Genomic DNA, 24,225 nt, shown 5'->3' with positions numbered 1-24,225 from the left:
TTGTTGAAAATGAAGTGTGGTGTTCCGGTCGGCGGCGACGCCTGGGCGCGACAGGACAGGTTGTCAGCGCCGCCGCCGACCGGAATTCAGGGGCCCCGGTGAAGGGGCGGGGGATCAGACCTGCTGGCCGGAGAGGCGCTCGACGGCGCGGAGCAGGGCCGAGTGGTCCAGGCCGCCGTCACCCTGCGCGCGCAGCGAGGCGACGAGCTGGGCGACGACCGCGCCGACCGGGAGGGCCGCACCGACGTTGCGGGCGGCGTCGGTGACGATGCCCATGTCCTTGTGGTGCAGGTCGATCCGGAAGCCGGGCTTGAAGTCCCGGTTCAGGAAGTTGTCCTTCTTGCGGGTCAGCACGGTCGAGCCGGCCAGACCGCCGTTGAGGACGTCCAGGGCGGCCTGGAGGTTCACACCGGACTTCTCCAGGAAGACCACGGCCTCGGCGCAGGCCTGGATGTTGACCGCGACGATCAGCTGGTTGGCGGCCTTCACCGTCTGGCCGGAGCCGTGCGGGCCACAGAGGACGATCGTCTTGCCGAGGGCCTCCAGGATCGGGAGGGCCTCGTCGAAGTCGGCCTGCTCGCCGCCGACCATGATCGAGAGCACGGCCTCGATGGCGCCGGCCTCGCCGCCGGAGACGGGCGCGTCGATGACGCGGATGCCCTTCTCCTTTGCGTTCTTCGCCAGGTCGACCGAGGTCTGCGGGGTGATCGAGGACATGTCCACGATCAGCGCGCCCTGCCTGGCGTTCTCCAGGATGCCCTCGGGGCCGTAGGAGATGGCCTCGACCTGCGGGGAGGCGGGCACCATCGTGATGATGACGTCGGCGTCCTTGACGGCCTCGGCGATCGAGGCGGCGGCGGTGCCGCCGGCCTTGGTCAGGCGGTCCAGCTTGTCCTGCTCAAGGGTGAAGCCGGTGACCGAGTAGCCGGCCTTCAGGAGGTTCTCGGACATGGGGGAGCCCATGATGCCGAGGCCGATCCAAGCGATCTTGGGGAGGTTGCTCATGAGGGTGCCTCTCAAAACAAGGTGGTACGGGGAGGGGGCCTGCGTCAGCGGGCCGGGCGGGCCTCGGCGGGCAGCCACTCGAAGGAAGCGGCGGCGTCGGCGGCCTTGTACTCCAGGCCGACCCAGCCGTCGTAACCGGCCTTCTTCAGCTCGTCGAGGAGCTGCTCCAGCGGCAGGTCGCCGGTGCCCGGGGCGCCACGACCCGGCTTGTCGGCGATCTGCACGTGGCCGGTCTTGTCGGCGTACTGTGCGATGACCGCGCTGACGTCCTCGCCGTTCATGGCCAGGTGGTAGATGTCGAGCAGGAACTTCGCGTTCCCGAGGCCCGTGGCGGCGTTGACCTTGTCGACGACCTCGATCGCGGAGGGGGCGCTCACCAGCGGGTAGAGCGGCGACTCCGGCTTGTTGAGGGTCTCGACGAGGAGGATCGCGCCGATGCGGTCGGCCGCGCGGGCGGCCAGGACCAGGTTCTCCAGGGCGAGGGCGTCCTGGATCTGCGGGTCCACGCCCTCGACCCGGTTGCCGTAGAGCGCGTTGAGCGCCTTGCAGCCGACCGAGGCGGCGAAGTCGGCGGCGACCTCGATGTTGGCGCGGAAGCGGTCCGACTCCTCCCCGGGTACGGAGAGGGCTCCGCGGTCCGGGCCGGGGAGCTGGCCGGCGTAGAAGTTCAGGCCCACCAGCTGGGTGCCGGCGTCCTCAAGAGCCTTCTTGAGGGCGTCGAGCTCGCTCTGCTCGGGGGTGGCGGTGTCGATCCAGGGCCACCACAGCTCGACCGCGGTGAAGCCCGCCGCGGCGGCGGCCGCGGGGCGCTCCAGGAGCGGGAGTTCCGTGAAGAGGATCGACAGGTTCACATCGAAGCGCTGGTCCGTGTATCCCATGAGGGGCGGCGCTCCTTCCGTATTGCGGAAGTAAGTTTCTGTCTGACGGAATGTTGCAAGGCGGGTGACGCACTTGTCAAGAGGTCCCCGCAGGTCCGGGGCTCCCGTAGGGCGGGGTGGGGCCGTAGCGTGGGGGCCATGGAGCGTTTGAGAGTGGAGTTCACCACCGAGCCGTTCGACCTCGACGAGGCGCCGGCGCACGCGGTCGTGGCTCGTGAGGTCATCCAGTCGGCCGAGCTGGACGCGGTCGACGTCGGCCCCTTCGGCAACACGGCGGAAGGCGGCGCCGACGCGGTGCTCACCGCCGTCGACGCCCTGCTGCGCAAGTCGCTCGCGGCCGGCGCCACGCGCGTCTCGCTCCAGGTCAACGTGATCGGGGAGGGCGAGAAGTGAACGAGCACCCCTTGGTCGCGGCGGTGAAGCCCCTGGTGGACGCCATGGGCGCCGAGCTCCTGGTCCCCGCGCAGGCGGAGGGCGACGACGTGGTCCTGTCCTGGGAGGGCGAGGACGTGCTCGCCGTGCGCCTGCCGCAGCTCTCGGACTCCCTGGACCACATCCTCGCGGCGATGGAAAGACGGCACGGGATGCCGCTGGCCGAACTGGACCGCAAGGCGAAGCAGGAGGTCGTCCGGATCCTGGAGGCACGCGGTGCCTTCTCCGTGCGCCATGGAGTGGAGACGGTGGCGGGGGCGCTCGGCGTCAGCCGCTTCACCGTGTACAACTACCTGAACAGGGAGACCGCCCTGAACAGGGAAAAGGCCGCCAAGAGCGAGTAGTTGATCATGTGCGGGCCGTGAGCCGTCGTCCAGATGTCGGGACGACGGCTTTTGTATGGCCGAGTTTTCAACAAAGTGTTGACGTTGTGTTGCGGAGGGCGTTAGCTATCCGCAGCCCGTCCGACGCACAGCGAAAAACAGCCACGGAGGCTTCCCGTGACTTCAGGTACGACACCGGGCCTCACCCGGTTCAACACCTCCTCGGACAGCGAGGCCGTCGCCGCGCTCCACGAGGTGTGTTCCAGTTCGGCGTGGGGGAGCAAGGTCCTCGCCCAGCGCCCGTACTCCACCGCCGAAGCCCTCTTCCTCGCCAGCGACGCCGCCATGGCCGAGCTGACCGCCGAGGACCTGGCCGAGGCGATGGCGGGGCACCCGCCGATCGGTCGTCCGAAGGCAGGGGACCCGACCTCCTCCCGCGAACAGAGCGGGATGGCCGGCGCCTCCGCGGAGCTCAAGGCCGAGATGCTCGAACTCAACCTGGCCTACCAGGACAAGTTCGGTCATGTCTTCCTCATCTGCGCCACCGGCAGGACCGGCGAGCAGATGCGTGACGCGGTCCGGGAGCGGATCGGCAACGCGCCCGAGCAGGAGCGGGAGATCGTCCGCACCGAACTGGGCAAGATCAACCGCATCCGGCTGACCCGTCTCGTAGAGACCCCCGAGACCCCCGAGGAAGAGAGCTCCCGATGAGCACCGACACCACCGCCTCGGTGTCCACACACATCCTGGACACCAGCATCGGCCGCCCGGCCGAGGGCGTGGCCATCACGCTCGCGGCCCGCAGCGGCTCCGACGCGGAGTGGGTCACGCTCGGCGGCTCCGCCACCGACGCGGACGGGCGCTGCAAGGACCTGCCGGCGCTGCCGGAAGAAACCACCCACGTACGTCTCGACTTCGAGACCGAGACGTACTTCGCCAAGAAGCAAGCCGAGGCGCAGCAGGACGCCCCCCGCGTAAGGGACAGCGGTGCGTTCTTCCCGGAGGTGGCGATCACGTTCGCCGTCAAGCCGGGCGAGCACTACCACGTACCGCTGCTGCTCAACCCGTTCGGCTACTCCGTTTACCGAGGGAGCTAGCAGACATGCCCACGATTCTCGGCCAGAACCAGTACGGCAAAGCAGAGAACCGCGTCGTCAAGATCACGCGGGACGGCGCCACCCACCACATCAAGGACCTGAACGTCTCCGTCGCCCTCTCCGGCGACCTCGACGACGTCCACCTCACCGGCTCCAACGCCCACTGCCTCCCCACCGACACGACGAAGAACACCGTCTTCGCGTTCGCCAAGGAGTACGGCATCGAGTCCGCCGAGCAGTTCGGCATCCACCTCGCCCGCCACTTCGTGACGAGCCAGGAGCCGATCAAGAAGGCGCGCATCCGGATCGAGGAGTACGCCTGGGAGCGCATCGCCTCCTCCGACGCCAACTCCAAGTTCATCGGCGCCGACGAGGTCAACCACTCCTTCGCCCGCAAGGGCCAGGAGACCCGCGTCACCCAGATCACCTACGACGGCGAGAAGTGGGAGGTCATCTCCGGCCTCAAGGACCTCGTCGTCATGAACTCCACCAACTCGGAGTTCTGGGGCTACATCAAGGACCAGTACACGACGCTCCAGGAGGCGTACGACCGCATCCTGGCCACCCAGGTGTCCGCCCGCTGGCGGTTCAACTGGACCGACGACGACCAGCGCATGCCCAACTGGGAGCGGTCCTACGAGCAGACCAAGAAGCACATGCTCGAGGCCTTCTCGGAGACGTACTCGTACTCCCTGCAGCAGACGCTGTACCAGATGGCCACGCGCATCATCAACCACCGCTCGGAGATCGACGAAGTCCGCTTCTCGCTCCCGAACAAGCACCACTTCCTGGTGGACCTCGAGCCCTTCGGCCTGAAGAACGACAATGAGGTCTACTACGCCGCCGACCGCATGTACGGCCTCATCGAGGCCACCGTCCTCCGCGACGGAGCCACGGCGCAGATCCCGGTCGACATGACCAACCTCTAAGCGGCATCCGCGTCACCGGACCCGCCCGCCCGCAGTCGGGCGGGGCCGGTGCACCGGACCGGAGGGAACAACAATGGCTCAGCCTGCAAAGGGGCCGGCAAACGCCGAAGGCCCGTGTTCCACCCCTCCGTCCACCTCCGCCTCGGCAACGGCCGAGTGCCACCCGGTGGACGAGAAGCTCCCCGCCTCGCGGCTCGTCCCCGCGGCACTCCAGCACATCGCCGCCATGTACGCCGGCGTCGTCACCCCTCCGCTCATCATCGGCCAGGCCGTCGGCCTGGACGCCGCAGGAATGACCCGGCTCATCGCGGCCAGCCTGCTCATCGCCGGCTGCGCGACCATCCTGCAGACCCTCGGCCTCGGACGCTTCGCCGGCAACCGGCTGCCGTTCGTCAACGCCGCCTCGTCCGCCGGTATCGCCCCGATGCTCGCCATCGCCGAGACCAGCGCCCCCGGACACCAACTCCCCGCCATCTACGGCGCGGTGATGGTCGCCGGAGTCTTCTGCCTCGCCGTCGGACCCTTCTTCGGCAAGCTGCTGCGCTTCTTCCCGCCGCTCGTCACCGGCGTCGTGATCACCCTCATCGGGGTCACCCTGATGCCCGTGCCCGTCGGCTGGGCCCAGGGCGGCGACAAGACCGCCGCCGACTTCGGCGCCATGAAGTACCTGGCACTCGCCGGCTTCACCCTCGTCGTCATCCTGCTCTTCCAGCGCTTCGGCAAGGGCTTCGTCAAGCAGATCGCCCTGCTGCTCGGCCTGCTCATCGGCACCCTCGCCGCGATCCCCTTCGGGATGGCCGACTTCAGCGCCCTGCGCGAGGCGCCCGTCGCGGCCCTGCCCGCCCCCTTCGCCTTCGGTGCCCCCGAGTTCCAGCCCGCCGCGATCCTCTCCCTGTGCATCGTGATGCTGGTCCTCATGACCGAGTCCAGCGCCGGCATGCTCGCCCTCGGCGAGATCTGCGAGCGCCGCAGCGACGGGAAGACCATCACCCGCGGCCTGCGCACCGACGGCATCGCCACCCTCCTCGGCCCCGTCTTCGGCGGCTTCCCGACCTCCGCCTTCGCGCAGAACGTCGGCGTCGTCTCGCTGACCCGGGTCCGCTCCCGGTACGTGGTCGCCGTCGCCGGCGGCGCCCTCCTCGTCCTCGGCGCCTTCCCGGTCCTCGGCGCGGTCGTCTCCATGGTCCCGATGCCCGTCCTCGGAGGCGCCGGCATCGTCCTCTTCGGCTCGATCGCGGTCAGCGGCATCCGTACCCTCTCCGAGGCCGGACTCGACGACAGCTCCAACATCATCCTGGTGGCCGTCGCGCTGGGAGCGGGCATCATCCCGCTCGCCGCGCCCACCTTCTACGCCGGCTTCCCCGCCTGGGCGCAGACGGTGCTCGGCTCCGGCATCAGCGCGGGCGCGCTCGTGGCCGTCCTGCTGAACCTGTTCTTCCACCATCTCGGCACCCGGAGCCGTCACGCGGCTCCGGCACTCAAATCCTCCTAGGGTCCTGCCGTGCCCGAACCATCCCCGAGGAATGAAGGAAGCACCGCCATGGCAGCACCTTCGGCAGCCCAGCGCATCGTCATCGAGAACGCGGCGATCGCGACCGTCGACGCGAACGACACCGAGTACGCCTCCGGCCACCTCGTCGTCGCCGACAACAAGATCGAGTCCATCGGTGCCGGCAAGGCCCCCGAGGGCCTGGAGAACGTGGTCCGGCGCATCGACGCCACCGGTCACCTGATCACGCCCGGTCTGGTCAACACCCACCACCACTTCTACCAGTGGATCACCCGGGGCCTGGCCACCGACCACAACCTCTTCAACTGGCTGGTCGCGCTCTACCCGACGTGGTCGCGGATCGATGAGTCGATGGTCCGCGTGGCCGCCCAGGGCTCCCTGGCGATGATGGCCCGCGGCGGTGTCACCACGGCCATGGACCACCACTACGTCTACCCGCAGGGCTCCGGCGACCTGTCCGGCGCCATCATCGGCGCCGCCTCCGACATGGGCGTCCGCTTCACCCTGGCCCGCGGCTCCATGGACCGCAGCGAGAAGGACGGCGGCCTGCCGCCGGACTTCGCCGTCGAGACCACCGAGGGCGCGCTCGCCGCGACCGAGGAGACGGTGCGGAAGTACCACGACGCCTCCTTCGACGCGATGACCCAGGTCGCCGTCGCCCCCTGCTCGCCCTTCTCCATCTCCACCGAGCTGCTCCGCGAGGGCGCCGCGCTCGGCCGCCGCCTCGGCGTGCGCATGCACACCCACGGCTCGGAGACCGTGGAGGAGGAGAAGTTCTGCCACGAGCTCTTCGGCATGGGCCCGACGGACTACTTCGAGTCCACCGGCTTCCTCGGCGAGGACGTGTGGATGGCGCACTGCGTCCACATGAACGACTCCGACATCGAGGCCTTCGCCCGCACCAAGACCGGTGTCGCGCACTGTCCCTCCTCCAACGCGCGCCTCGCCGCCGGCATCGCCCGCGTACCGGACATGCTCAAGGCGGGCGTCCCCGTCGGCCTCGGCGTCGACGGCACCGCCTCCAACGAGTCCGGCGAGCTCCACACCGAGCTGCGCAACGCGCTCCTCATCAACCGCCTCGGCGCCCACCGTGAGGCCGCGCTCAACGCCCGCCAGGCCCTGCGCCTCGGCACCTACGGCGGCGCCCAGGTCCTCGGCCGCGCCGACAACATCGGCTCGCTGGAGGCCGGCAAGCTCGCCGACTTCGTCCTCTGGAAGATCGACGGCCTCGGCCACTCCTCGATCGCCGACCCGGTCACCGCCATCGTCTTCGGCGCGGCGGCCCCGGTCACCGCCTCCTTCGTCAACGGCAAGCAGATCGTCGAGAACAACCGACTCCTGTTCGCCGACGAGGAGCAGATCGCGCGCGACGCGCGCGCGGAGGCGCAGCGACTGGCCCGCATCACGGCCCAGAGCTGACCCTCCCCATGGAGTCCGACCGAGGGGGACGGCCCTCGGTCGGTCGCCGTGGACCCGAGCGGGGTCCGCGGCAGCCCGACCGGGTGGTGCCGTACGCACAAGCCGTACGGCACCACCCGGGACGGTGAAGCGTGCCCGCACCCCCACACCGGGCACCCGTCCCCGCGCCGCACCCCCTCCGCGGCACACCGCCCCACCCCGCTCCACCCCGCAACGAGCCGCACCTCCTGCACTTCGCACCGCATCGCACCACCTCCCTGAACCCCGCGTCACCGCCGACGTGTAACCGACCGGAGGAACCGCCGTGGCCGCCAAGCCCCAGGTTCGCAATGCACCAGACGCAGGCCCCGCCCCCGAAGACCGCGAGAAGCATCCGGTCGACGAGACGCTGCCCCCCATCAAGATGCTCACCAGCGGCCTCCAGCACGTCGCCGCCATGTACGCGGGCGTCGTCGCCCCGCCCCTGATCGTCGGAGCGGCCGTCGGCCTCTCCGGCACCGAACTGACCTTCCTCACCGGCGCCAGCCTCTTCACCGCCGGCCTCGCCACCTTCCTCCAGACGCTCGGCATCTGGAAGATCGGCGCCAAGCTGCCGTTCGTCAACGGCGTCACCTTCGCCGGTGTCGCACCCATGCTGGCGATCGTCGACACCACCGAGAACAAGGCCGACGCGCTCCCCGTGATCTTCGGCGCGATCATCGTCGCCGGGCTCCTCGGCTTCGCCGCCGCCCCCTTCTTCTCCCGGCTCGTACGGTTCTTCCCGCCGGTCGTCACCGGCACCGTGATCACCCTCATCGGTGTCTCCCTCCTCCCGGTCGCGTTCGGCTGGGCCCAGGGGCCCAACCCCAAGGCCGAGGACTACGGTTCGACCACGTACCTCTCGCTCGCCGGCATCACGCTCGTCGTGGTCCTGCTGCTCCGCCGCTTCACCCGCGGCTTCCTCAAGCAGGTCGCGGTCCTGGTCGGTCTCGTCCTCGGCACGCTCATCGCCATACCCTTCGGCGTCACCGACTTCAGCCCGGTGAAGGAGGCCGACATCGTCGGCTTCCCGACCCCGTTCCACTTCGGCGCCCCGCAGTTCGCCCTCGCCGCGATCATCTCCATGTGCGTCGTCATGCTGGTCTCCATGACCGAGTCGACCGCCGACATGCTGGCGCTCGGCGAGATCGTCGAGCGGCCCGCCGACGAGAAGACCATCGCCGCCGGACTGCGCGCCGACACCCTCGGCTCCGCACTCAGCCCGCTCTTCAACGGCTTCATGTGCAGCGCCTTCGCGCAGAACATCGGCCTGGTCGCCATGACCCGGATCCGCAGCCGCTTCGTCGTCGCCTGCGGCGGTGGCTTCCTGGTCCTGATGGGCCTCTCGCCGGTCGCCGCCTCGCTCATCTCGGTCGTGCCCCGGCCGGTCCTCGGCGGAGCCGGTGTGGTCCTCTTCGGCTCGGTCGCCGCCAGCGGCATCCAGACCCTGGTCAAGGCCGGCCTGGAGAAGGACAACAACGTGCTGATCGTGGCCGTCTCCCTGGCCGTCGGCATCATCCCGATCACCAAGCCGGAGTTCTACCACGCCTTCCCGGAGACCGCCCAGATCATCCTGGACTCCGGCATCTCCACCGGCTGCGTCGCCGCCGTCCTGCTCAACGTGGTCTTCAACCACCTGGGCCGGGGCCGCGACGACGACCAGGTCACCGCGCCCATGGAGCCCGGCGAGGAGATCTCCGGCACCGCCGGCGCGAAGGCGGCGCACGCCCACTGAACCCGCTCCTCGTCCCACCGCCCGCCCCGGTCCCCGCGCACGCCGCGGGGCCCGGGGCCGTGGTGCTGGTCAACCCCAACACCTCCACTGCCACGACCGCGATGATGACCGCCATCGCCCGGCGCACCCTCGGACCCGCCCTCCCCGTCCGGGGGGTGACCGTCGCCCGGGGGCCGCGCATGCTCACCGACCCGGAGGCCCTGCGGGCCGCCGCCCCCGAGGTCCTCGCCGCCGGCCTGCGCGCCAGGGCCGAGGGCGACTGCGCCGCCCTCCTCGTCGCCGCCTTCGGCGACCCGGGCCTCGGCGAGCTGCGCGCGGCGACGGCGGCGGAGGGGACCGGGACCCCGGTGGTCGGCCTCGGCGAGGCGGCGCTCCTGGAAGCGGCCGCCGACGGAACCCCCTTCGGGATCGCCACCACCACCCCGCTCCTTGCCGACGCCATCCACGCACGCGTGACCGCCCTCGGCCTCGCCGACCGGTACACCGGCCTCCGGCTCACCGCCGGCACCCCCGAACGGCTCTCCGCCGACCCGGCGGTCCTCCTCGACCGGCTCGAACGCGCCGTCCGCGCCTGCGCCGAACGGGACGGCGCCCGCGCGGTCGTCATCGGAGGCGGCCCGCTCGGCGAGGCGGCCGAGGAACTCCACTCCCGCTGCGCGGTCCGGGTCGTCGCCCCGATCCCGGCGGCGTGCCGGGCGATCGCCCACGCGCTGACGGGCTGACGGCAGCCGACAGCATGCACCTCTCCACCGCAGCTGACGGCCCTTGCCGCTCCACCGCAGCTGACGGCCCTCACCCCTCCACCGCGGCCGACGGCCCTCGCCGCTCCACCGCGGCCGACGACCCTCGCCGCTCCGCCGCAGCCGACGGCCTTCACCCCTCCACCGCGATCCGCCGGCGGCACTCCCCGGCCAGCGACGGGTAGGCCGCGGCGATCGCCTCGTACGACCGCCGCCTCAACAACCGTTCGGCCTCGCCCCGCCCGGTCTCCCCGTACAACCCGTCGAGCAGGGACTCGTACCGCGAGAGGGCATGCCGCAGATAGCTCACCTGCCACCGCACCAAGGCCCCGGCGGGTGAGCCGGCCTGTGCCGCGGCGGGATCGGGCCCCGGACTTCGGGCCCCCAGCAGGTGCCGGTGCCGCACCGCCCTCCGCTCCAGCTCCGGCCCGGGCAGCCGCGGCACCTCGATCGGCTCCGCGCGGATCGCGGTCAGGACGGCGGCCCGCCGCCGCTCGGCATGGACCCCAGCGGCTGTGGCCCGGGCACGGCAGAGCGCGGCGGTCTCGGTGAACTCGGGCGTCCGCTCCACCGTCTCCACCCGGGCCAGGAGATAGAGCCGCACGGGCGCGAGGGACCAGCGGCGCGGATCGCGCCCCTGGACGTCGGGCGTGCCGAGCAGATCCCGCACCATCGCGTCGGTCCAGCCGCGGCGGCGCACCCCGGCGAGCGTCACATAGGTCGTACGGTCCGTCATGATTTCCCCCTCGGTCGACTACGGAGCGTGACGATTCCAGTGAAGCGCACCCCACTGACAACGCCCCCTTGCCGAGCCGGCGCCGGCTGTGCGATATAGGTCTGGACCTTTTCGACGGACGGAGGCCGGCCCGTGCAACGCCCGCTCGCCGCAAGCCTGTTGACCGCGCTCGCGCTCGCCCTCACCGCCTGCTCCGGCGCCGCCGCCCCCGTACCGAAGGACACCCGGGCACCTACCGCCCCCACCGGAGTCACCGCCACGGCGGGCAGCGCGAGCACCGTCCACGTCATGTGGAGCGCGGCCACCGACGACCGCGCCGTCACCGGATACTCCGTCTACCGCGAGGGCCGCAAGGTCAAGGACCTCCCCGCCACCACCCTGATGGCCGACGTCGTCGGCCTCACCCCCGCGACCCGGCACCGCTTCACCGTCCGCGCCCGCGACGCCGCCGGCAACGACTCACCCCCCAGCGCCGCCGTCACCGCCACCACCCTCCCCGCCGCCGCCGAGGACCGCACACCCCCCACCGCCCCGACGGCCCTCCGCGTCACCGCCGACGGCGGCCGCGCCGCCACCCTCCGCTGGGCCCCGGCCCGCGACGACACCCGGGTCACCGCGTACGACGTTTACCAGGCCGACACCCGCATCCACACCGTCCCCGGCACCGCCACCACCGCCCACCTCACTGGCCTGCGGCCCGGCACCGCCTACGCGTTCACCGTCCGCGCCCGCGACGCCGCCGAGAACTCCTCCCGGGACAGCACCCCGGCCGACCTCACCACGGCCCCCTCCCCGGGCGCCCCGCCGAACACCGCCCCGAGGGACCTCACGGCCACGGCCGGAAAGGGCGAGATCACCCTCACCTGGACCCCGCCGCACACGGGCGCCCCCGTCACCCACCACGAACTCCACCTCGACGGCCGCTTCGCCACCACCATCGTCTGGGGCACCACCCCGCCCCCCGGCCGCGCCACCTACACCTTCGCGGTCCAGGACCCCCCGGGCACCCGCTACACCCTCACCCTCCGCGCCCGGCTCCCGGACGGCACCTGGGGCGACTTCTCGGCACCGAGGACGGTGGTGGTGCGCTGAACTCCCCTCCACCTGGCCGAAATCGCACCCTTTCGCCGGACGTGACGGCACCTCACCCTGCGACCAGGGGATGCGACGGGCCGCTGGGGGCGCCGATGTCCGAACCGCCGTACGAGTCGCCTTCAGAGCCGCCGTCCGAACCGCTCTACGTACCCGCCCTGCCGGCACGGCCCAGCGCGCTCGCCGCGTACGACCGGCTGGCGCGGGACGTACGCACGCGCGTGGCGCCGCTCTGGAGCGTCCCGCCACGCGTCGGCGGTGCCCGCACCCTGGGCACGCGCCCGTTCCGTCCGCTCGATCCGGACCCGTCCGCACTCGCCTGCCACCTGCGGACCGCGCTGCGCCGACTGGTGGTCGTGCAGCGCGGTCTGCCCGCCTGGGTGGACACCTTCCACGCGGAGGACGAGCCGTGGCACCTCGTCACGGAGTTCCGGCACAGCCTGGCAGGGACCTCGCTCCGACCGGTCACCGGCGTCGAGCGGGACGTCCGGCAGCAGGTGGCGACCGCCGAGGCCGCCCGCGCGAGCGGAAACGGTCTGGGTGTCCGGGTGTTCCTGCACGCGCTCCCCGACGAGCGGATGAGGGACGAGGTCGGTGGACTCCTGGAACGGATCGGGTTCGCGCACGGCCCGGTGGACCTCCTGCTCGACCTGGGAGAGGTAGTCGACGAGCACCGGCCGGCGGAGAAGTGGGCGCTGCGCGCCCTCGGCCTGCTCGGCCGCCTCCGCCCCTGGCGGACGATCGCCGTGCTCGCCGGTTCCTTCCCCCACGCGTTCCCCGAGGGCTACGGAGCCCCGCTCGCGGAGGCCCAGCGATTCGACTGGGACCTCTGGCACATGCTCGTCGACGGACCCGAACGGCCACGCGCACGCGTCACCTACGGCGACTACGGGGCCGACCACACCGGAGGCGTCGACCGGCCGAGCACCGCGGGCGGCGGCTCGCCCTGGGGCGTCGTGGGCTACACCACCGACCGCACCTTCCTCCTGGGCCGGGTGCCCACCCAGGGCCCCGACCACGCGGACGCGGTCCGCGCGCTCGTCCGGGAGATCGTCGAAGCGGAGGACTTCCGGGGAGCGGGGTTCAGCGAGGGGGAACGCTGGCTCGCCCTCTGCGCGGAGGGGGCCGGAACCGCCGGAGCGGGGAACCCCGCCGTCTGGCTGCGGACCGGCCACGTCCAGCACATGGCCCAGGTCGTCCGCGGCCTGCGGCGACACTCCTGACCCATGGTCCTTGCCCGCCGGAACCGGCTCCCCGGAATTACCCTGGGAAGCGTGGCCGGGACCGTTCTCACCAACACCGGGCTCGACAGCTTCCTCGACGGAGCGCCCGAGCGCCGTGACCCCGCGTTCGTACGGGCCGCCGAGGCGGTCCTGGGGCTGCTCGCCCTGCGCGGCGCCGACCGGGCGAGCGGCGTGCCCGAGCCGACGCCCGGGCTCGTGCGGCAGCTCCTGGTGGAGGACCTGCCCACCTTCGTGTACGCGCCGCCCGGCGAGCTCGCCGCCTACCCGGCCGTGCTCGGGGCCCTCGCCGCGCGGTTCGACGGCGGGCGGCGCGAGCGGATCGCCGTGGTCGTCGCCGAGTCCGCGCCCGACTTCGAACGCGCCATGAACGACCCCGGCAACCTCACCTGGCACCGCTGGTACGCCTCGCTCCTGCGGACCGTCGGTGCCGACCTCGCCGACCCCGAGGACGTACGCCGCCGGCTCGCCGCCCTCGACGGCGCACCGCTCCCCGAGGGCGTGCGCCGCGCCCACCTCATGGGGCGGACGGCCCTCGCCGACGTCCTGCTCGCCGAGGCACTCACGCGCGCGTACGTACGGGACGCGGAGGCGCCCCCGGCCGCCGGTCCGCTGCTCACCGACCACGCCGTCGCGACCGGCATCGGGCAGCTCGCCGCCGCCCTCCAGGACCGCTGGACCGCCGCCGGGCTCGCCGAACAGCTCGCCGGCCCGTACGCGCGCTTCGCACCCGGACCCGACGCCTTCCCGCACCTCGTCCTCGCCGACGCCCTCCTCGACGAGCACCTGGACTACTACGGGGACCCCGCCGCCCCCGTACCCCCGCCGCCGGCGATCGAGGCCGGGCCCGTCGAGGAGGACGCCGACGCCCTCATCGCCGCCGTCGAGGAGCTCGCGGAGGAGGAGTTCGAGCCCTACGGGGGCGAGGCGCCGCACCTGCTGTACGCGGTGTACCAGCGCGGCTGCTCCGCCGATTCCGTCGCCCGCAAGGCCGCCGAGTACGAGGACTGGTCCGTCGACCCGGCGCTCGAGGACCTGCCCGTGGCGGTGCCGGACGCGGCACCCGACACGTACACCACCCCGCCCGTGCCGGAGCTCGTACGGCTTCTCGGCACGGAGGAGCTGAACGAGGCCGACCGCGTCCGGCTCGAAGGACCGGCCCGCGACCTCGCCGCCGTCCTCGACCGCCTGGCCGCCACCGGCCTGGTCCTCCGCGCCGGGGACGCCTTCGGGCTCACTCCGCGCGGCGCGGGCGTCGTGCGCTATCTGCTGGGAGTGCGTGGGGTCGCCGCGCCCGACGCCGCCGAGGCCACCGCCTGGACCGCCTCGGACGTGGTCGCCGCCGCCGGTGGCTGGTCCGCGTCCGTCGCCGCGCGCGTACTCGCCGACTGGCTCCACGCGCGCGCCGGCACCGCCGACGCCTGGTCGCAGCTGCTCGCCGCCCTCGGTACCGTCCACGCCGGGACCGCCGAGGCGGCCGCCACCCGCGGTCTCTTCGCCGCCCTGGACACGGCCTCCGCGCCGCCCGAGGCCCTGCGCGGCGCCCTGCGCGACCCGGTCATCGGCGCGTACGCCCTCGATGTCCTTCGGGACAGGGACGAGGAGGCGGACCCGATCCAGGTGCGGACCTCGGCCCGGGCCCTGCACGTCCTCGACGCGCTGCCCGCCAAGAAGGGGCCCCTGGAGTCCCGCCGGGCCGCGTTCGACGGGGCGGCGGCCGCCTGGCCCGGCGGTTCCGCCGCCCTGGTCCGCGCGATGGCGGCGGCGGACCGCCACGAGACCGAGCGGGTCCTCCGCCCGCTCGGCATCGCTCTCCCGTGAGCCCGGCAGGCGTCACCCCGCCGTGAGGTACATCCCCGACGGCCCCGCCCCCGCCGTGTTCCGGCAGCTCTGGTGCCCCGTCGGGCGGGCGTAGATCAGAGCCAGGCAGCGGCCGAAGCCCTGCTGACCGTAGGCGTTGGGGTGCATCGACTCCTGGACGAGGCCCTGGGTGCTCTGGCTGTCGATCCAGCGCGCCCACTCGCTGGTCGTCGCCGACGGCGGCACGGTCGACGTCACCTGCTTGCTGGCCTTCGCGCAGACCTCACGGCCCTGGAGCGCGTCCCGCAGGTCCAGGAACTGCACGCCCTTGGCCGTGGCGACGCCCTTGAGACGGTCGGCGATCTGGGGGACGAGGGAGTCGCGGGCCCAGTCGGAGTCGGCGTTCCAGAAGGGGCAGCCGCCGGTGTTGGTGCGGGTCCAGCCGCTCTCGGCGTACCGGTTCTCGGCGGCGCGCGGGATGGGGGAGGGGTACGACTGGAGCACGATCCGGTAGTCGGAGGCGGCGTATCCGGCGGTGGTCATGACGGCGCGGATCTCGTCGATGGACCGGCCGACGTCGGCCATCACCCCGTCGATCTTCGCGTCGACCTCGGCCTGCTGGTCGTCGTGGCAGTACGAGTACCAGACGATGTAGTCGGTCGCGCAGGTGGAGATGATGTCGGCGAAGCCGAGGTCGTTGCCGCCGATGGACAGCGCGATCAGCTTGACGTCGTTCGAGGCGGCGACGGCCGCCAGCTGGTCGGCCTGGGGCGCCTCGCCCTTGTAGGCCTGGCCGCCCTGGGAGGCGCGGAAGACGTTCTCCGTCGTCGCCCCGGAGCAGGCGAGGTTGATCAGGGAGCTCGCGATCGGGCCGGCGCTCTTCACCTCGGCGGTGTCCGAGCGGTGACAGCCGCCGGCGGTGGAGCCGTACACCCGGGACGGGTCGTAGGTGCTGCCGGTCCAGGCGCGGTCGGTGCCGTTGCGGCTGCCGGAGTTGGTGAGGCTGTTGCCCTGCCAGCGGCCGGCCTCGCCGGAGATGTAACTGTCGCCCATGGCGACGACGGCGGTGGGGCCCGCGCCGGGTGCGGCATGGGCTGCCGGGGCGGCGACGGAGGCGAGCCCGGCGGCGGTACACAGTGCCAGGAGTGCGCGCAGCGCACGGTGGGGGGTCGAAGGCATGGCTGTGCTCCTGCGGTACGCAGTGACGTGGGGGACAGCCGCCGGCCGGTGGCATGGCGGAATCTCGCACGCCCCGGCTTGTTACCGCTAGGTAGCTGCATATCTCGGTTGCGTCACGTCGCCTGTGTGATCACAGGAACGGGAACAGGGCCCCGTGCCCGGTGCTGTGCGACACCGGGGACGAAGCCCTGCTCAGGTTGCTGTCGGCGGCTGTGCGGGCAGCCGAGTCAGCCGTACGGATCGAGTCAGCCGACCAGCTGCTCGTATGCGGGAAGCGTCAGGAAGTCCGCGTAGTCCGCGTCGAGGGAGACGTGCAGGAGCAGGTCGTGGGCCTGCTGCCACTTGCCGGCCGTGAAGGCCTCGTCGCCGATCTCGGCGCGGATGGCGGCGAGTTCCTCGGCGGCGACCTTTCGGGCCAGCTCCGGGGTGGCCTTCTCGCCGTTCTCGAAGACGACGCCGGCGTTGATCCACTGCCAGATCTGGGAGCGGGAGATCTCGGCGGTGGCCGCGTCCTCCATCAGGTTGAAGATGGCGACGGCGCCGAGGCCGCGGAGCCAGGCCTCGATGTAGCGGGTGCCGACCTGGACGGCGCTCACCAGGCCCGCGTAGGTGGGCTTGGCGTCCAGCGAGTCGATGGCGATGAGGTCGCCGGGTGCGACGGAGACGTCCTCGCGGAGGCGGTCCTTCTGGTTCGGCCTGTCGCCGAGGACGGCGTCGAAGGAGGCCATCGCGATCGGGACGAGGTCGGGGTGGGCGACCCAGGAGCCGTCGAAGCCGTCGCCGGCCTCGCGGTCCTTGTCGGCCTTGACCTTCTCGAACGCGACCTTGTTGACCTCGGCGTCCTTGCGGGACGGGATGAACGCCGCCATGCCGCCGATGGCGTGCGCGCCGCGCTTGTGGCAGGTGCGGACGAGGAGTTCGGTGTACGCGCGCATGAACGGGGCGGTCATCGTGACCGCGTTGCGGTCCGGCAGGACGAACTTGGCTCCGCCGTCACGGAAGTTCTTGACGATGGAGAACAGGTAGTCCCAGCGGCCGGCGTTCAGGCCGGCGGCGTGGTCGCGGAGCTCGTAGAGGATCTCCTCCATCTCGTACGCGGCCGTGATGGTCTCGATGAGGACCGTGGCGCGGACGGTGCCCTGCGGGATGCCGACGTAGTCCTGCGCGAAGACGAAGATGTCGTTCCAGAGGCGGGCCTCCAGGTGCGACTCCGTCTTCGGGAGGTAGAAGTACGGGCCCTTGCCGAGGTCGATCAGACGCTGGGCGTTGTGGAAGAAGTAGAGACCGAAGTCGACGAGCGCGCCGGGCACCGGGCGTCCGTCGAAGGTGAGGTGACGCTCCTCCAGGTGCCAGCCGCGCGGCCGCATGACGACGGTGGCGAGCTGATCCGCCGGCTTCAGGGCGTACGACTTGCCCGACCTCGGGTCCGTGAAGTCGATCTTCCGCGTGTACGCGTCGATCAGGTTGACCTGGCCGAGGATCACGTTCTCCCAGGTCGGCGCCGAGGCGTCCTCGAAGTCGGCGAGCCAGACCTTCGCGCCGGAGTTGAGCGCGTTGATCGTCATCTTGCGGTCGGTCGGGCCGGTGATCTCCACACGGCGGTCGTTCAGGGCCGCCGGGGCCGGCGCGACCTTCCAGGAGTCGTCGTCGCGGATCGCGGCGGTCTCCGGAAGGAAGTCCAGGGTGGACGTACGGGCGATCTCGGCGCGACGCTCCGCCCGTCGGGCGAGGAGCTCGTCCCGGCGCGGGGTGAACCGCCGGTGCAGTTCGGCGACGAAGGCCAGGGCGGCCTCGGTGAGCACCTCCTCCTGACGCGGGAGGGGCTCGGCATCGACGACGGCCAGGGGGGACGGCGCTGGTGCGGACATGAACTGTCACTTCCTTCAGCGGACTTCACGGGCGTGCCAGGCGGCCGCCGGGCGTCACGGGACGGCACGGAGTGCCGCAGGCGCCGAGATACGGCCGCGAGCGCCCTCTGAACCAGCAGGGCTTCTGAACAGTGGATACTAGTTTCCTCATGGTGGAAGTTCAATGGTTTGTTGATGTCGAGATTCTCCGGATCGACAGAACATGGCGCTGGGTGCCATCCCGTTCACTCCAGGTGCGACAGATCCGCCTCCGTGTCGATGTCATAGGGCTCGGCCACATCCGAACAGTCCACCGGGGTGATCGCATCCCGGTGCGCCGCCAGATAGTCCCGTGCGCCCCGGTCGCCCACCGCCCCCTCGGCGATCCCCGCCCAGTGGTCCGCACCGAACAGCACCGGATGACCCCGCTTCCCCTCGTACGAGGCCGCCACCAGCGAATCCCGCGAGCCGTACGCCGCCCGGACCCGGGCCACGGCCTCCGCGCCGATCCCCGGCTGATCGACCAGGAGCACGAGCGCCGCGTCCACACCCCGCGGATCGGCGGCCAGCGAGCCGAGCCCCGCCCGCAGCGAGGACCCCATCCCGTCCGCCCACTCCGGGTTGTCCACCAGCACACATCCGGACAGCTCCGCCCGCTCCCGTACGGTCTCCGCCTCCGCCCCGAGCACCACATGCACCACCTCGCACCCGGCCGCACGCAGCACCCCCACCGCATGCTCGACCAGCGGCCGCCCCCGGTGCGGGAGCAAGGCCTTGGGCCGCCCCCCGAGCCGCCTCCCGCCCCCGGCGGCGAGCAGCAGTCCGGCGACGACGGGGGTTCGATCTTCAGCGCTTGTCATGGGGACTGCATACCTCATGCGGCGGAATCACACGGTCGCCTGAATTCCGTCCACCAAGGGTGGCGCGGTGGGGTGGCGAAGGAGTTAACTGACCCGCGGCTCACGGCGCCCGGCCGCCGTTCGGGGGATCGGCTCGGGGTGCCCGGAGTGTTCGTCGTACGGAGTTCTGCGCACAGAGTCGTGCGGGGGGAGAACCATGTTGCGAAGCGTGGGGCAGAGGCGAGTGACCGGCGAGGGCATGGACCCCAGGGTGACCGAACTGCGGTCCGCCGTGTCCCGGCTCCGGCGCGAACTGGCCGCGCTCCGAGTCGATTTCGCCGACCGCGGCATCGCCGAGGACGAGCTCGCCGCCCTGGACGCCATGGCGCTCAGCGGCGACCCCGAGGTGTGGCGGCTGCGCCGCTCCCTGCTGCTCGTCGCGGGTTCCGTCGGCTCCGTCAGCGCGCTCGCCGAGGGACTCGCCGGCGTGCGGCGGGCCGTCGAACTCTTCGGCCCCCCGCGGCCCGGGCAGTAGCGGCGACCGCTCCCGGGCCGGGACCTCCGGGGTACCCGGAGGGGGGACCTTCGGGTACCCCGCCGAGGTTTCCGGGGCCCTGTGCGGTGGCCGAACCGGGGAGAAGACTTCCATCCTGAGGGAAGGCTCCGCCTCGGCGGGGCCGGCCGGAAGGTGGTGGTGGACGTGGCGGCCACGGGTGACGAGGACGAGCGGGACAGCCCGCTCCCCGGCGGCTCCGACCCGCTCGGAGATCCGTTCCTGCAGACACGATTCGCCCTGCCGGGCCGCCCCGGAACGTTTCTGCGCCGCGACAGGCTGGTCGAGCACCTCGGACAGGCCCTGCAGACCCCGCTGACCGTGGTCAACGGCAGCGCGGGGGCCGGCAAGACCCTCCTGGTCGCGGACTGGGCCGCGAACCTCGGCCGGCCGGTCGCCTGGCTGACACTCGACGCGGCCGTGGACGGCCCCGGAATGTTCTGGGCCCAGCTGCTCCAGTCCCTGAACGCCGCCGGTGTACCCGTACCCGCCGCGATCGGATTCCCCGCCGACGCGACCCGGGTCCACCACACGCTCCTGAGCCGGATCGCCTCGGAACTCGCCGGGCGCGACCGGCCCGTCACCGTGGTGATCGACGAGTTCGACCAGGTCGCCGACCCCGAGGTCGCGCGCCAGCTGGAGTTCGTCCTACGGCACGCGAACCCGGGACTGCGCCTCGTCCTCGTCAGCCGCAGCGAGCCCCTCCTCCCGCTCCACCGCTACCGCATCGCCGGTGAGATGACCGAGATCCGGGACGCCGAGCTGGCCTTCACCACCGAGGAGGCGGTCGATCTCCTCGAACTGCACGGGCTGTCCCTGTCCGTCCCGGTGGCCCGGGCGCTGGTGGAGCGCACCCGGGGATGGGCGGCCGGCCTCCGGCTGAGCGCCCTGGCGGCGCGGACGAGCCCGGACCCCGAGCTCTATCTGAAGGAGTTCGAGGCGGGACGGAGCACGATCGCCGACTTCCTGCTCGCCGAAGTGCTGGACCGACAGCCCCCCGAGACCCAGGACCTGCTGCTGCGGATCAGCGTCCTGGACCGCTTCTGCCCCGACCTCGCGGACGAGCTGACCGGGCGGCGCGACGCCGCCACGATCCTGGCGGGACTGCACCGCGCGAACGCCTTCGTCGAGGACTACGGCCACGGATGGTACCGGCTCCACCCGCTGTTCCGGGAGATCCTCCGGGCCCATCTGCGCCGCCGCGCCCCCGGCCTCGAAACCCGGCTGCACCGGCGCGCCGCGCACTGGCTCCGGCGCTCCGGGACACTGGCCGAGATGCTGGTCCACGGCGCCGCCGGGCAGGACTGGACGTACATCGCCGGGGCCCTGGTCGAGGATCTCGCGATCGGGCAGCTCTTCACCGGCCTCGGCTCCGGAGAGCCGGTGGACTGGTTCGCCGGGATGGAGGGCGAGACACCCGACCCGGCCACGAACCTCGTCCGCGCCGCGTGCGAGCTGTCCCGGTCGGACCTCGAGAGAGGCCTGGCACACCTCCGCCGAGCGGCGGAACAGCTCTCGGACGAGGGCTGCGGCTCCCCGGCGGCCCTGCTGAGCTGCGCCCTCCTCGGGGCACTGGCCGGGCGGCTGTCCGGCTCGGCGCACCTGGCCGAACAGGCCGCCCGGTCGGCCCGCCGGCTCATGCCGCAGATTCCCTCCCGGCTCCTCGACGGACACCCGGAACTCCACGCCCTGCTGCTGACCCACCTGGGCTCGTCCCGCCTGTGGGCCGGGCACCTCGACGAGGCCCGGGCCGCCCTCACCCTGGTCGCCCGCACTCCCCGTACGGCGTCCACCGTGCTCCCGCGCATGGAGGCACTCGAACACCTGGCGCTCGTCGACCACCTCAACGGATGGCCGAACGCGGCGGAACGCAAGGTCCTCGCGATGACGGCCGAGGCCGAGCGGTACGGCCTCACCCCGCCGTGGGGCTCCGGCCTCGGACAGCTGGTCCTGGCCGCGGTCGCCTTCGGCCGGGACGACGTGGACCGGGCCGAGGCCCTCCTCGCCGAGATGCCCGACCCGGCGCCGGTGGATCCGGTGGCGGCCGCGACCAGACACGCCGTCACGGCAGACGTGCTGCGGGCCCGGGGCCGTACGAGCGCCGCTCTGACCGTCGCGACCCGGCCCGTCCCCGCCGCCGACGCCTCGCCCTGGGCGCGGGGCCGTGCCGCGCTGGCCGTCTCGGACGCGCACCTGACCGAAGGCCGCCCGGACGCGGCGGTCGAAGTCCTCCGCCGGCTCGCCGGAGACCAGCCGCTGTGCACCGTCGCCACGGCGCGGGCACACCTCGCCGCCGGGGACCCCGGCACGGCCCTCGACCTGCTCGACGGCCTCGCGGACCACGGGCGGTCAGGACCCGGGGTGGCCGTGCCGGCCGCGCTGGTACGGGCCCAGGCGGCGGCGCTGCAAGGAGACACCGCCACCACCCGCAGGCTGCTCGCGCAGGCGCTCGACGCGGGCCGCCGCGAGGGGCTCAGGCGTGCCTTCCGGGACGCCGGGCCCTGGATCGGGCCCTTCCTCGCGGAGCCCCCGCTCGGCGCGCTCGCCGGATGGCTCGTACCCGGACCGGAGGCGCCGGGCGAACCGGCCCGGGACGGAACCGGGCCCGGAACGCCGGCGGAGGAGCTCAGCGGACGGGAGCGCGAGGTCCTGGAGCGGCTCGCCCGGGCGATGTCGACCGAGGACATCGCCGCCGACCTGTACGTGTCGGTGAACACGGTGAAGACCCACCTGAAGAGCGTCTACCGAAAGCTGTCGGTGCACCGGCGCAACGACGCCGTCCGCCGCGCCCGAGAGCTGCGGCTGCTGTGAGCCGGAGCGGGGACCGTGCCACCGCCCCGTTTCACCCGCGGCGGGTGAGGCCGGCGGAGCCAGGGAGGCGGAACCTGGAGGCAAGGGCCGACCGGCCTGGCGACAGCCACTTCCGGGAGGGGCACGCCATGCAGTACGAGATCCGCGTCGACGGGCTCATGTCGGAGGCGCTGATCGGATCCTTCCCCGAGCTGGAGCACGTGATGATCTCCGGCCAGACGCTGCTGTACGGCCCCCTCCTGGACGAGGCGCACCTCTACGGCCTGCTGGCCCGCTTCCAGTCGCTCGGACTGCACGTGGTGGAACTGCGGCGGCTGCCGGAGTGACCGAGGTGGATCCCGGCGGGAGCCCGACGGGAGAAGGACCCGGAAACGGAGCACGGACATGGACACACCGATGTACCTGGCCTACGACTATCCGCTGCTGAGCATGTTCTGGACCATGCTCTGGCTGTTCCTGTGGATCCTGTGGTTCATCCTGCTCTTCCGGATCATCGGCGACATCTTCCGCGACGACTCCCTGAGCGGCTGGGGCAAGGGCGGCTGGCTCGCCTTCGTCATCCTGCTGCCGTTCCTCGGTGTGCTCGTGTACGTGATCGCCCGCGGCAAGAGCATGGGCGGCCGGGAGATCGCGCACGCCCGCGAGAAGCAGCAGGCCTTCGACGCCTACGTCCGCGAGACCGCCGCCGGTGACAGCCGTCCCAGCCGGGCCGAGGAACTCGGCCGGCTCGCCGACCTCCGGGCGAAGGGCGACATCAGCGAGGAGGAGTTCCAACGGGCCAAGAACCTCGTCCTGCACGACGACCGGCCCACGCCCGCCGCCGACACCACCACCGCCCGTCAGTGAGACGGGCGCGAGGAAAGGAGAGACCGAGATGAACGCCACGCACACCCCTCACGCGTCATCGGCGAAGTACGCCTGGGCCGGGGGCCTGCGGATCTTCGCCGCCGTCATGCTCGCCATCGCGGGGGTGCTCAGCATCCTCCGCGGCATCTCGGCCATCGCCGAGGACGAGGTCTTCGTCACCACGCGCAACTACGTCTTCCAGTTCGACCTCACCGGGTGGGGCTGGGTCCACCTCGGCCTGGGCATCGTCGCCGCGCTCGTCAGCTTCGGACTCTTCGGGGCGGCGACCTGGGCGCGGTACAGCGGCATCGGCATCGCCGCACTCGTGATCATCGGCAACTTCCTGTCGCTGCCGTACTACCCGTGGTGGTCCGTCATCATGATCACGATGTCCGGCTTCATCATCTGGGCCCTGTGTGTCGACCGGGGCGAGGACACGGGCGCAGGGCGGTAGCCATGAGCGATCTGAAGTTCGAGCAGAAGAGCTCCATGTCGCGCGCCGAGGCCGCGGCCCAGCTGGAGGCGCTCGCCGCCGCGCTCAGGGCGGGTGGCGAGGCCGACCTCCCGATGGGACCGGGTGTGCTGAGCGTGAAGCTTCCCGACGAACTCCACACCGAGGTGGAGTTCGAGGTCGGCGACGGCGAGATCGAGCTGGAGATCGAGCTGAAGTGGCCGACGGGCGACGGCAAGGCCGAGCCGGAGGCGAAGAAGGCCGAGCCGGAGGCCAAGAAGGCCAAGCCGGAGGCGAAGAAGGCCAAGCCGGAGCCGAAGAAGGCCGAAGCCAAGACCAAGGCGGAACCGAAGAAGACGGAGGTCAAGGCGAAGGCCAAGCCAGCGGCGAAGAAGCCGGAGGTCAAGGCGAAGGCCAAGCCGACGGCGAAGAAGACGGAGGTCAAGGCCAAGGCCAAGCCGGCGGCGAAGAAGACCGAGGTCAAGGCCAAGGCGCAACCGAAGAAGACGCAGGCCAAGCCGGCGGCGAAGAAGACAGCGGTCAAGGCCAAGCCGGCGGCGAAGAAGCCAGTGGTCAAGGCCAAGGCCAAGCCGGCGACGAAGAAGGCCGAGGTCAAGGCCACGACCAAGCCGCCGGCGAAGAAGGCCGCCAAGTCCGGGCGCGCCGCCGCGAAGCGTACGTGAGCCGGGGGCGCTCGGGGGACCGAGTGCTCCTGTTTCACCCGCATGACCTGGCTGCCGTGCC

At 71.9% G+C, this 24,225-nt stretch carries 24 protein-coding genes; 18 read left to right on the top strand and 6 right to left on the bottom strand.

What is annotated here, in order from left to right; translation table 11 throughout:
* Positions 1-114: 114 nt before the first annotated feature.
* Positions 115-1,005: a 2-hydroxy-3-oxopropionate reductase gene (locus AC07AW_RS20295; protein ID WP_478816851.1), complete on the bottom strand. Its 891-nt coding sequence runs from the start codon at positions 1,003-1,005 to the stop codon at positions 115-117.
* Positions 1,006-1,049: 44 nt separating this feature from the next.
* Positions 1,050-1,883, bottom strand: a complete 834-nt coding sequence (locus tag AC07AW_RS20290) for a TIM barrel protein (protein WP_478816850.1) — start codon at positions 1,881-1,883, stop codon at positions 1,050-1,052.
* Between the two features lie 138 nt (positions 1,884-2,021).
* Between AC07AW_RS20290 and AC07AW_RS20285 the strand changes: the two genes are divergently transcribed.
* The 9 genes from AC07AW_RS20285 to AC07AW_RS20245 all read left to right on the top strand — a co-directional run bounded on the left by AC07AW_RS20285 (position 2,022) and on the right by AC07AW_RS20245 (position 10,068).
* A complete protein-coding gene (locus AC07AW_RS20285) occupies positions 2,022-2,276 on the top strand; it encodes a YkoF family thiamine-binding protein (protein ID WP_078908558.1) in 255 nt (84 codons plus the stop codon).
* 44 nt (positions 2,277-2,320) lie between these two features.
* A complete protein-coding gene (locus AC07AW_RS20280) occupies positions 2,321-2,659 on the top strand; it encodes a helix-turn-helix domain-containing protein (RefSeq protein ID WP_453522307.1) in 339 nt (112 codons plus the stop codon).
* Positions 2,660-2,815: 156 nt separating this feature from the next.
* The gene (uraD, locus tag AC07AW_RS20275) at positions 2,816-3,349 is read left to right on the top strand and encodes a 2-oxo-4-hydroxy-4-carboxy-5-ureidoimidazoline decarboxylase (RefSeq protein WP_478816849.1); all 534 of its coding nucleotides are present in this window, start codon (positions 2,816-2,818) and stop codon (positions 3,347-3,349) included.
* Entirely contained in the window at positions 3,346-3,735 is a 390-nt protein-coding gene (gene uraH, locus AC07AW_RS20270) for a hydroxyisourate hydrolase (RefSeq protein ID WP_116158141.1), read from the top strand. The genes uraD and uraH overlap by 4 nt, the downstream gene beginning before the upstream one ends.
* Before the next feature lie 5 nt (positions 3,736-3,740).
* The gene (gene pucL / locus AC07AW_RS20265; protein WP_478816848.1) at positions 3,741-4,664 is read left to right on the top strand and encodes a factor-independent urate hydroxylase; all 924 of its coding nucleotides are present in this window, start codon (positions 3,741-3,743) and stop codon (positions 4,662-4,664) included.
* A 73-nt stretch (positions 4,665-4,737) separates the two neighbouring features.
* Positions 4,738-6,156: a nucleobase:cation symporter-2 family protein gene (locus AC07AW_RS20260; protein WP_478816847.1), complete on the top strand. Its 1,419-nt coding sequence runs from the start codon at positions 4,738-4,740 to the stop codon at positions 6,154-6,156.
* A gap of 48 nt (positions 6,157-6,204) precedes the next feature.
* Entirely contained in the window at positions 6,205-7,593 is a 1,389-nt protein-coding gene (locus tag AC07AW_RS20255) for an 8-oxoguanine deaminase (protein ID WP_478816846.1), read from the top strand.
* Between the two features lie 304 nt (positions 7,594-7,897).
* Complete coding sequence (locus AC07AW_RS20250; RefSeq protein ID WP_478816845.1) at positions 7,898-9,346, top strand: nucleobase:cation symporter-2 family protein; 1,449 nt, start codon at positions 7,898-7,900, stop codon at positions 9,344-9,346.
* A 59-nt stretch (positions 9,347-9,405) separates the two neighbouring features.
* Positions 9,406-10,068 (top strand): aspartate/glutamate racemase family protein, encoded by a 663-nt coding sequence (locus AC07AW_RS20245; RefSeq protein ID WP_478816844.1) that lies wholly within the window; start codon positions 9,406-9,408, stop codon positions 10,066-10,068.
* Positions 10,069-10,219: 151 nt separating this feature from the next.
* Here the strand turns inward: AC07AW_RS20245 and AC07AW_RS20240 are convergent, their stop codons facing one another.
* On the bottom strand, positions 10,220-10,822 hold the full coding sequence (locus tag AC07AW_RS20240; protein WP_478816843.1) for a hypothetical protein: 603 nt from the start codon (positions 10,820-10,822) through the stop codon (positions 10,220-10,222).
* A gap of 132 nt (positions 10,823-10,954) precedes the next feature.
* On the opposite strand from AC07AW_RS20240, the gene AC07AW_RS20235 reads away from it, so the two are divergent.
* The 3 genes from AC07AW_RS20235 to AC07AW_RS20225 all read left to right on the top strand — a co-directional run bounded on the left by AC07AW_RS20235 (position 10,955) and on the right by AC07AW_RS20225 (position 14,976).
* Entirely contained in the window at positions 10,955-11,914 is a 960-nt protein-coding gene (locus AC07AW_RS20235; protein ID WP_478816842.1) for a fibronectin type III domain-containing protein, read from the top strand.
* A 95-nt stretch (positions 11,915-12,009) separates the two neighbouring features.
* Positions 12,010-13,137 (top strand): beta family protein, encoded by a 1,128-nt coding sequence (locus tag AC07AW_RS20230; RefSeq protein WP_478816841.1) that lies wholly within the window; start codon positions 12,010-12,012, stop codon positions 13,135-13,137.
* 51 nt (positions 13,138-13,188) lie between these two features.
* Positions 13,189-14,976, top strand: coding sequence for a hypothetical protein (locus tag AC07AW_RS20225; RefSeq protein WP_478816840.1), 1,788 nt, complete (start codon positions 13,189-13,191; stop codon positions 14,974-14,976).
* Between the two features lie 12 nt (positions 14,977-14,988).
* Here the strand turns inward: AC07AW_RS20225 and AC07AW_RS20220 are convergent, their stop codons facing one another.
* The 3 genes from AC07AW_RS20220 to AC07AW_RS20210 form a co-directional block, all read right to left on the bottom strand.
* Positions 14,989-16,134 carry a GDSL-type esterase/lipase family protein gene (locus AC07AW_RS20220; protein WP_478816839.1) on the bottom strand — a complete coding sequence of 382 codons (1,146 nt, stop codon included), beginning with the start codon at positions 16,132-16,134 and terminating at the stop codon, positions 14,989-14,991.
* A 245-nt stretch (positions 16,135-16,379) separates the two neighbouring features.
* Positions 16,380-18,002, bottom strand: coding sequence for a malate synthase A (aceB, locus tag AC07AW_RS20215; RefSeq protein WP_478816838.1), 1,623 nt, complete (start codon positions 18,000-18,002; stop codon positions 16,380-16,382).
* 224 nt (positions 18,003-18,226) lie between these two features.
* Complete coding sequence (locus tag AC07AW_RS20210; protein ID WP_478816837.1) at positions 18,227-18,841, bottom strand: nucleotidyltransferase family protein; 615 nt, start codon at positions 18,839-18,841, stop codon at positions 18,227-18,229.
* A gap of 196 nt (positions 18,842-19,037) precedes the next feature.
* Between AC07AW_RS20210 and AC07AW_RS20205 the strand changes: the two genes are divergently transcribed.
* From AC07AW_RS20205 to AC07AW_RS20180, 6 genes are all read left to right on the top strand, one after another.
* The gene (locus AC07AW_RS20205; RefSeq protein ID WP_478816836.1) at positions 19,038-19,355 is read left to right on the top strand and encodes a DUF5955 family protein; all 318 of its coding nucleotides are present in this window, start codon (positions 19,038-19,040) and stop codon (positions 19,353-19,355) included.
* Positions 19,356-19,514: 159 nt separating this feature from the next.
* On the top strand, positions 19,515-22,184 hold the full coding sequence (locus AC07AW_RS20200; protein ID WP_478816835.1) for a winged helix-turn-helix domain-containing protein: 2,670 nt from the start codon (positions 19,515-19,517) through the stop codon (positions 22,182-22,184).
* 128 nt (positions 22,185-22,312) lie between these two features.
* Positions 22,313-22,510: a hypothetical protein gene (locus AC07AW_RS20195; protein WP_392159761.1), complete on the top strand. Its 198-nt coding sequence runs from the start codon at positions 22,313-22,315 to the stop codon at positions 22,508-22,510.
* A gap of 58 nt (positions 22,511-22,568) precedes the next feature.
* Positions 22,569-23,030: an SHOCT domain-containing protein gene (locus tag AC07AW_RS20190; RefSeq protein ID WP_478816834.1), complete on the top strand. Its 462-nt coding sequence runs from the start codon at positions 22,569-22,571 to the stop codon at positions 23,028-23,030.
* A gap of 28 nt (positions 23,031-23,058) precedes the next feature.
* The gene (locus tag AC07AW_RS20185; protein ID WP_478816833.1) at positions 23,059-23,484 is read left to right on the top strand and encodes a DUF7144 family membrane protein; all 426 of its coding nucleotides are present in this window, start codon (positions 23,059-23,061) and stop codon (positions 23,482-23,484) included.
* Positions 23,485-23,486: 2 nt separating this feature from the next.
* The gene (locus tag AC07AW_RS20180; RefSeq protein ID WP_478816832.1) at positions 23,487-24,164 is read left to right on the top strand and encodes an amphi-Trp domain-containing protein; all 678 of its coding nucleotides are present in this window, start codon (positions 23,487-23,489) and stop codon (positions 24,162-24,164) included.
* Positions 24,165-24,225 lie beyond the last annotated feature (61 nt).

The organism is Streptomyces sp. NPDC044003, from assembly GCF_056435185.1.
Note: the sequence above shows the minus strand (reverse complement) of the source record. Positions and strands in the feature narration are given on the sequence as shown.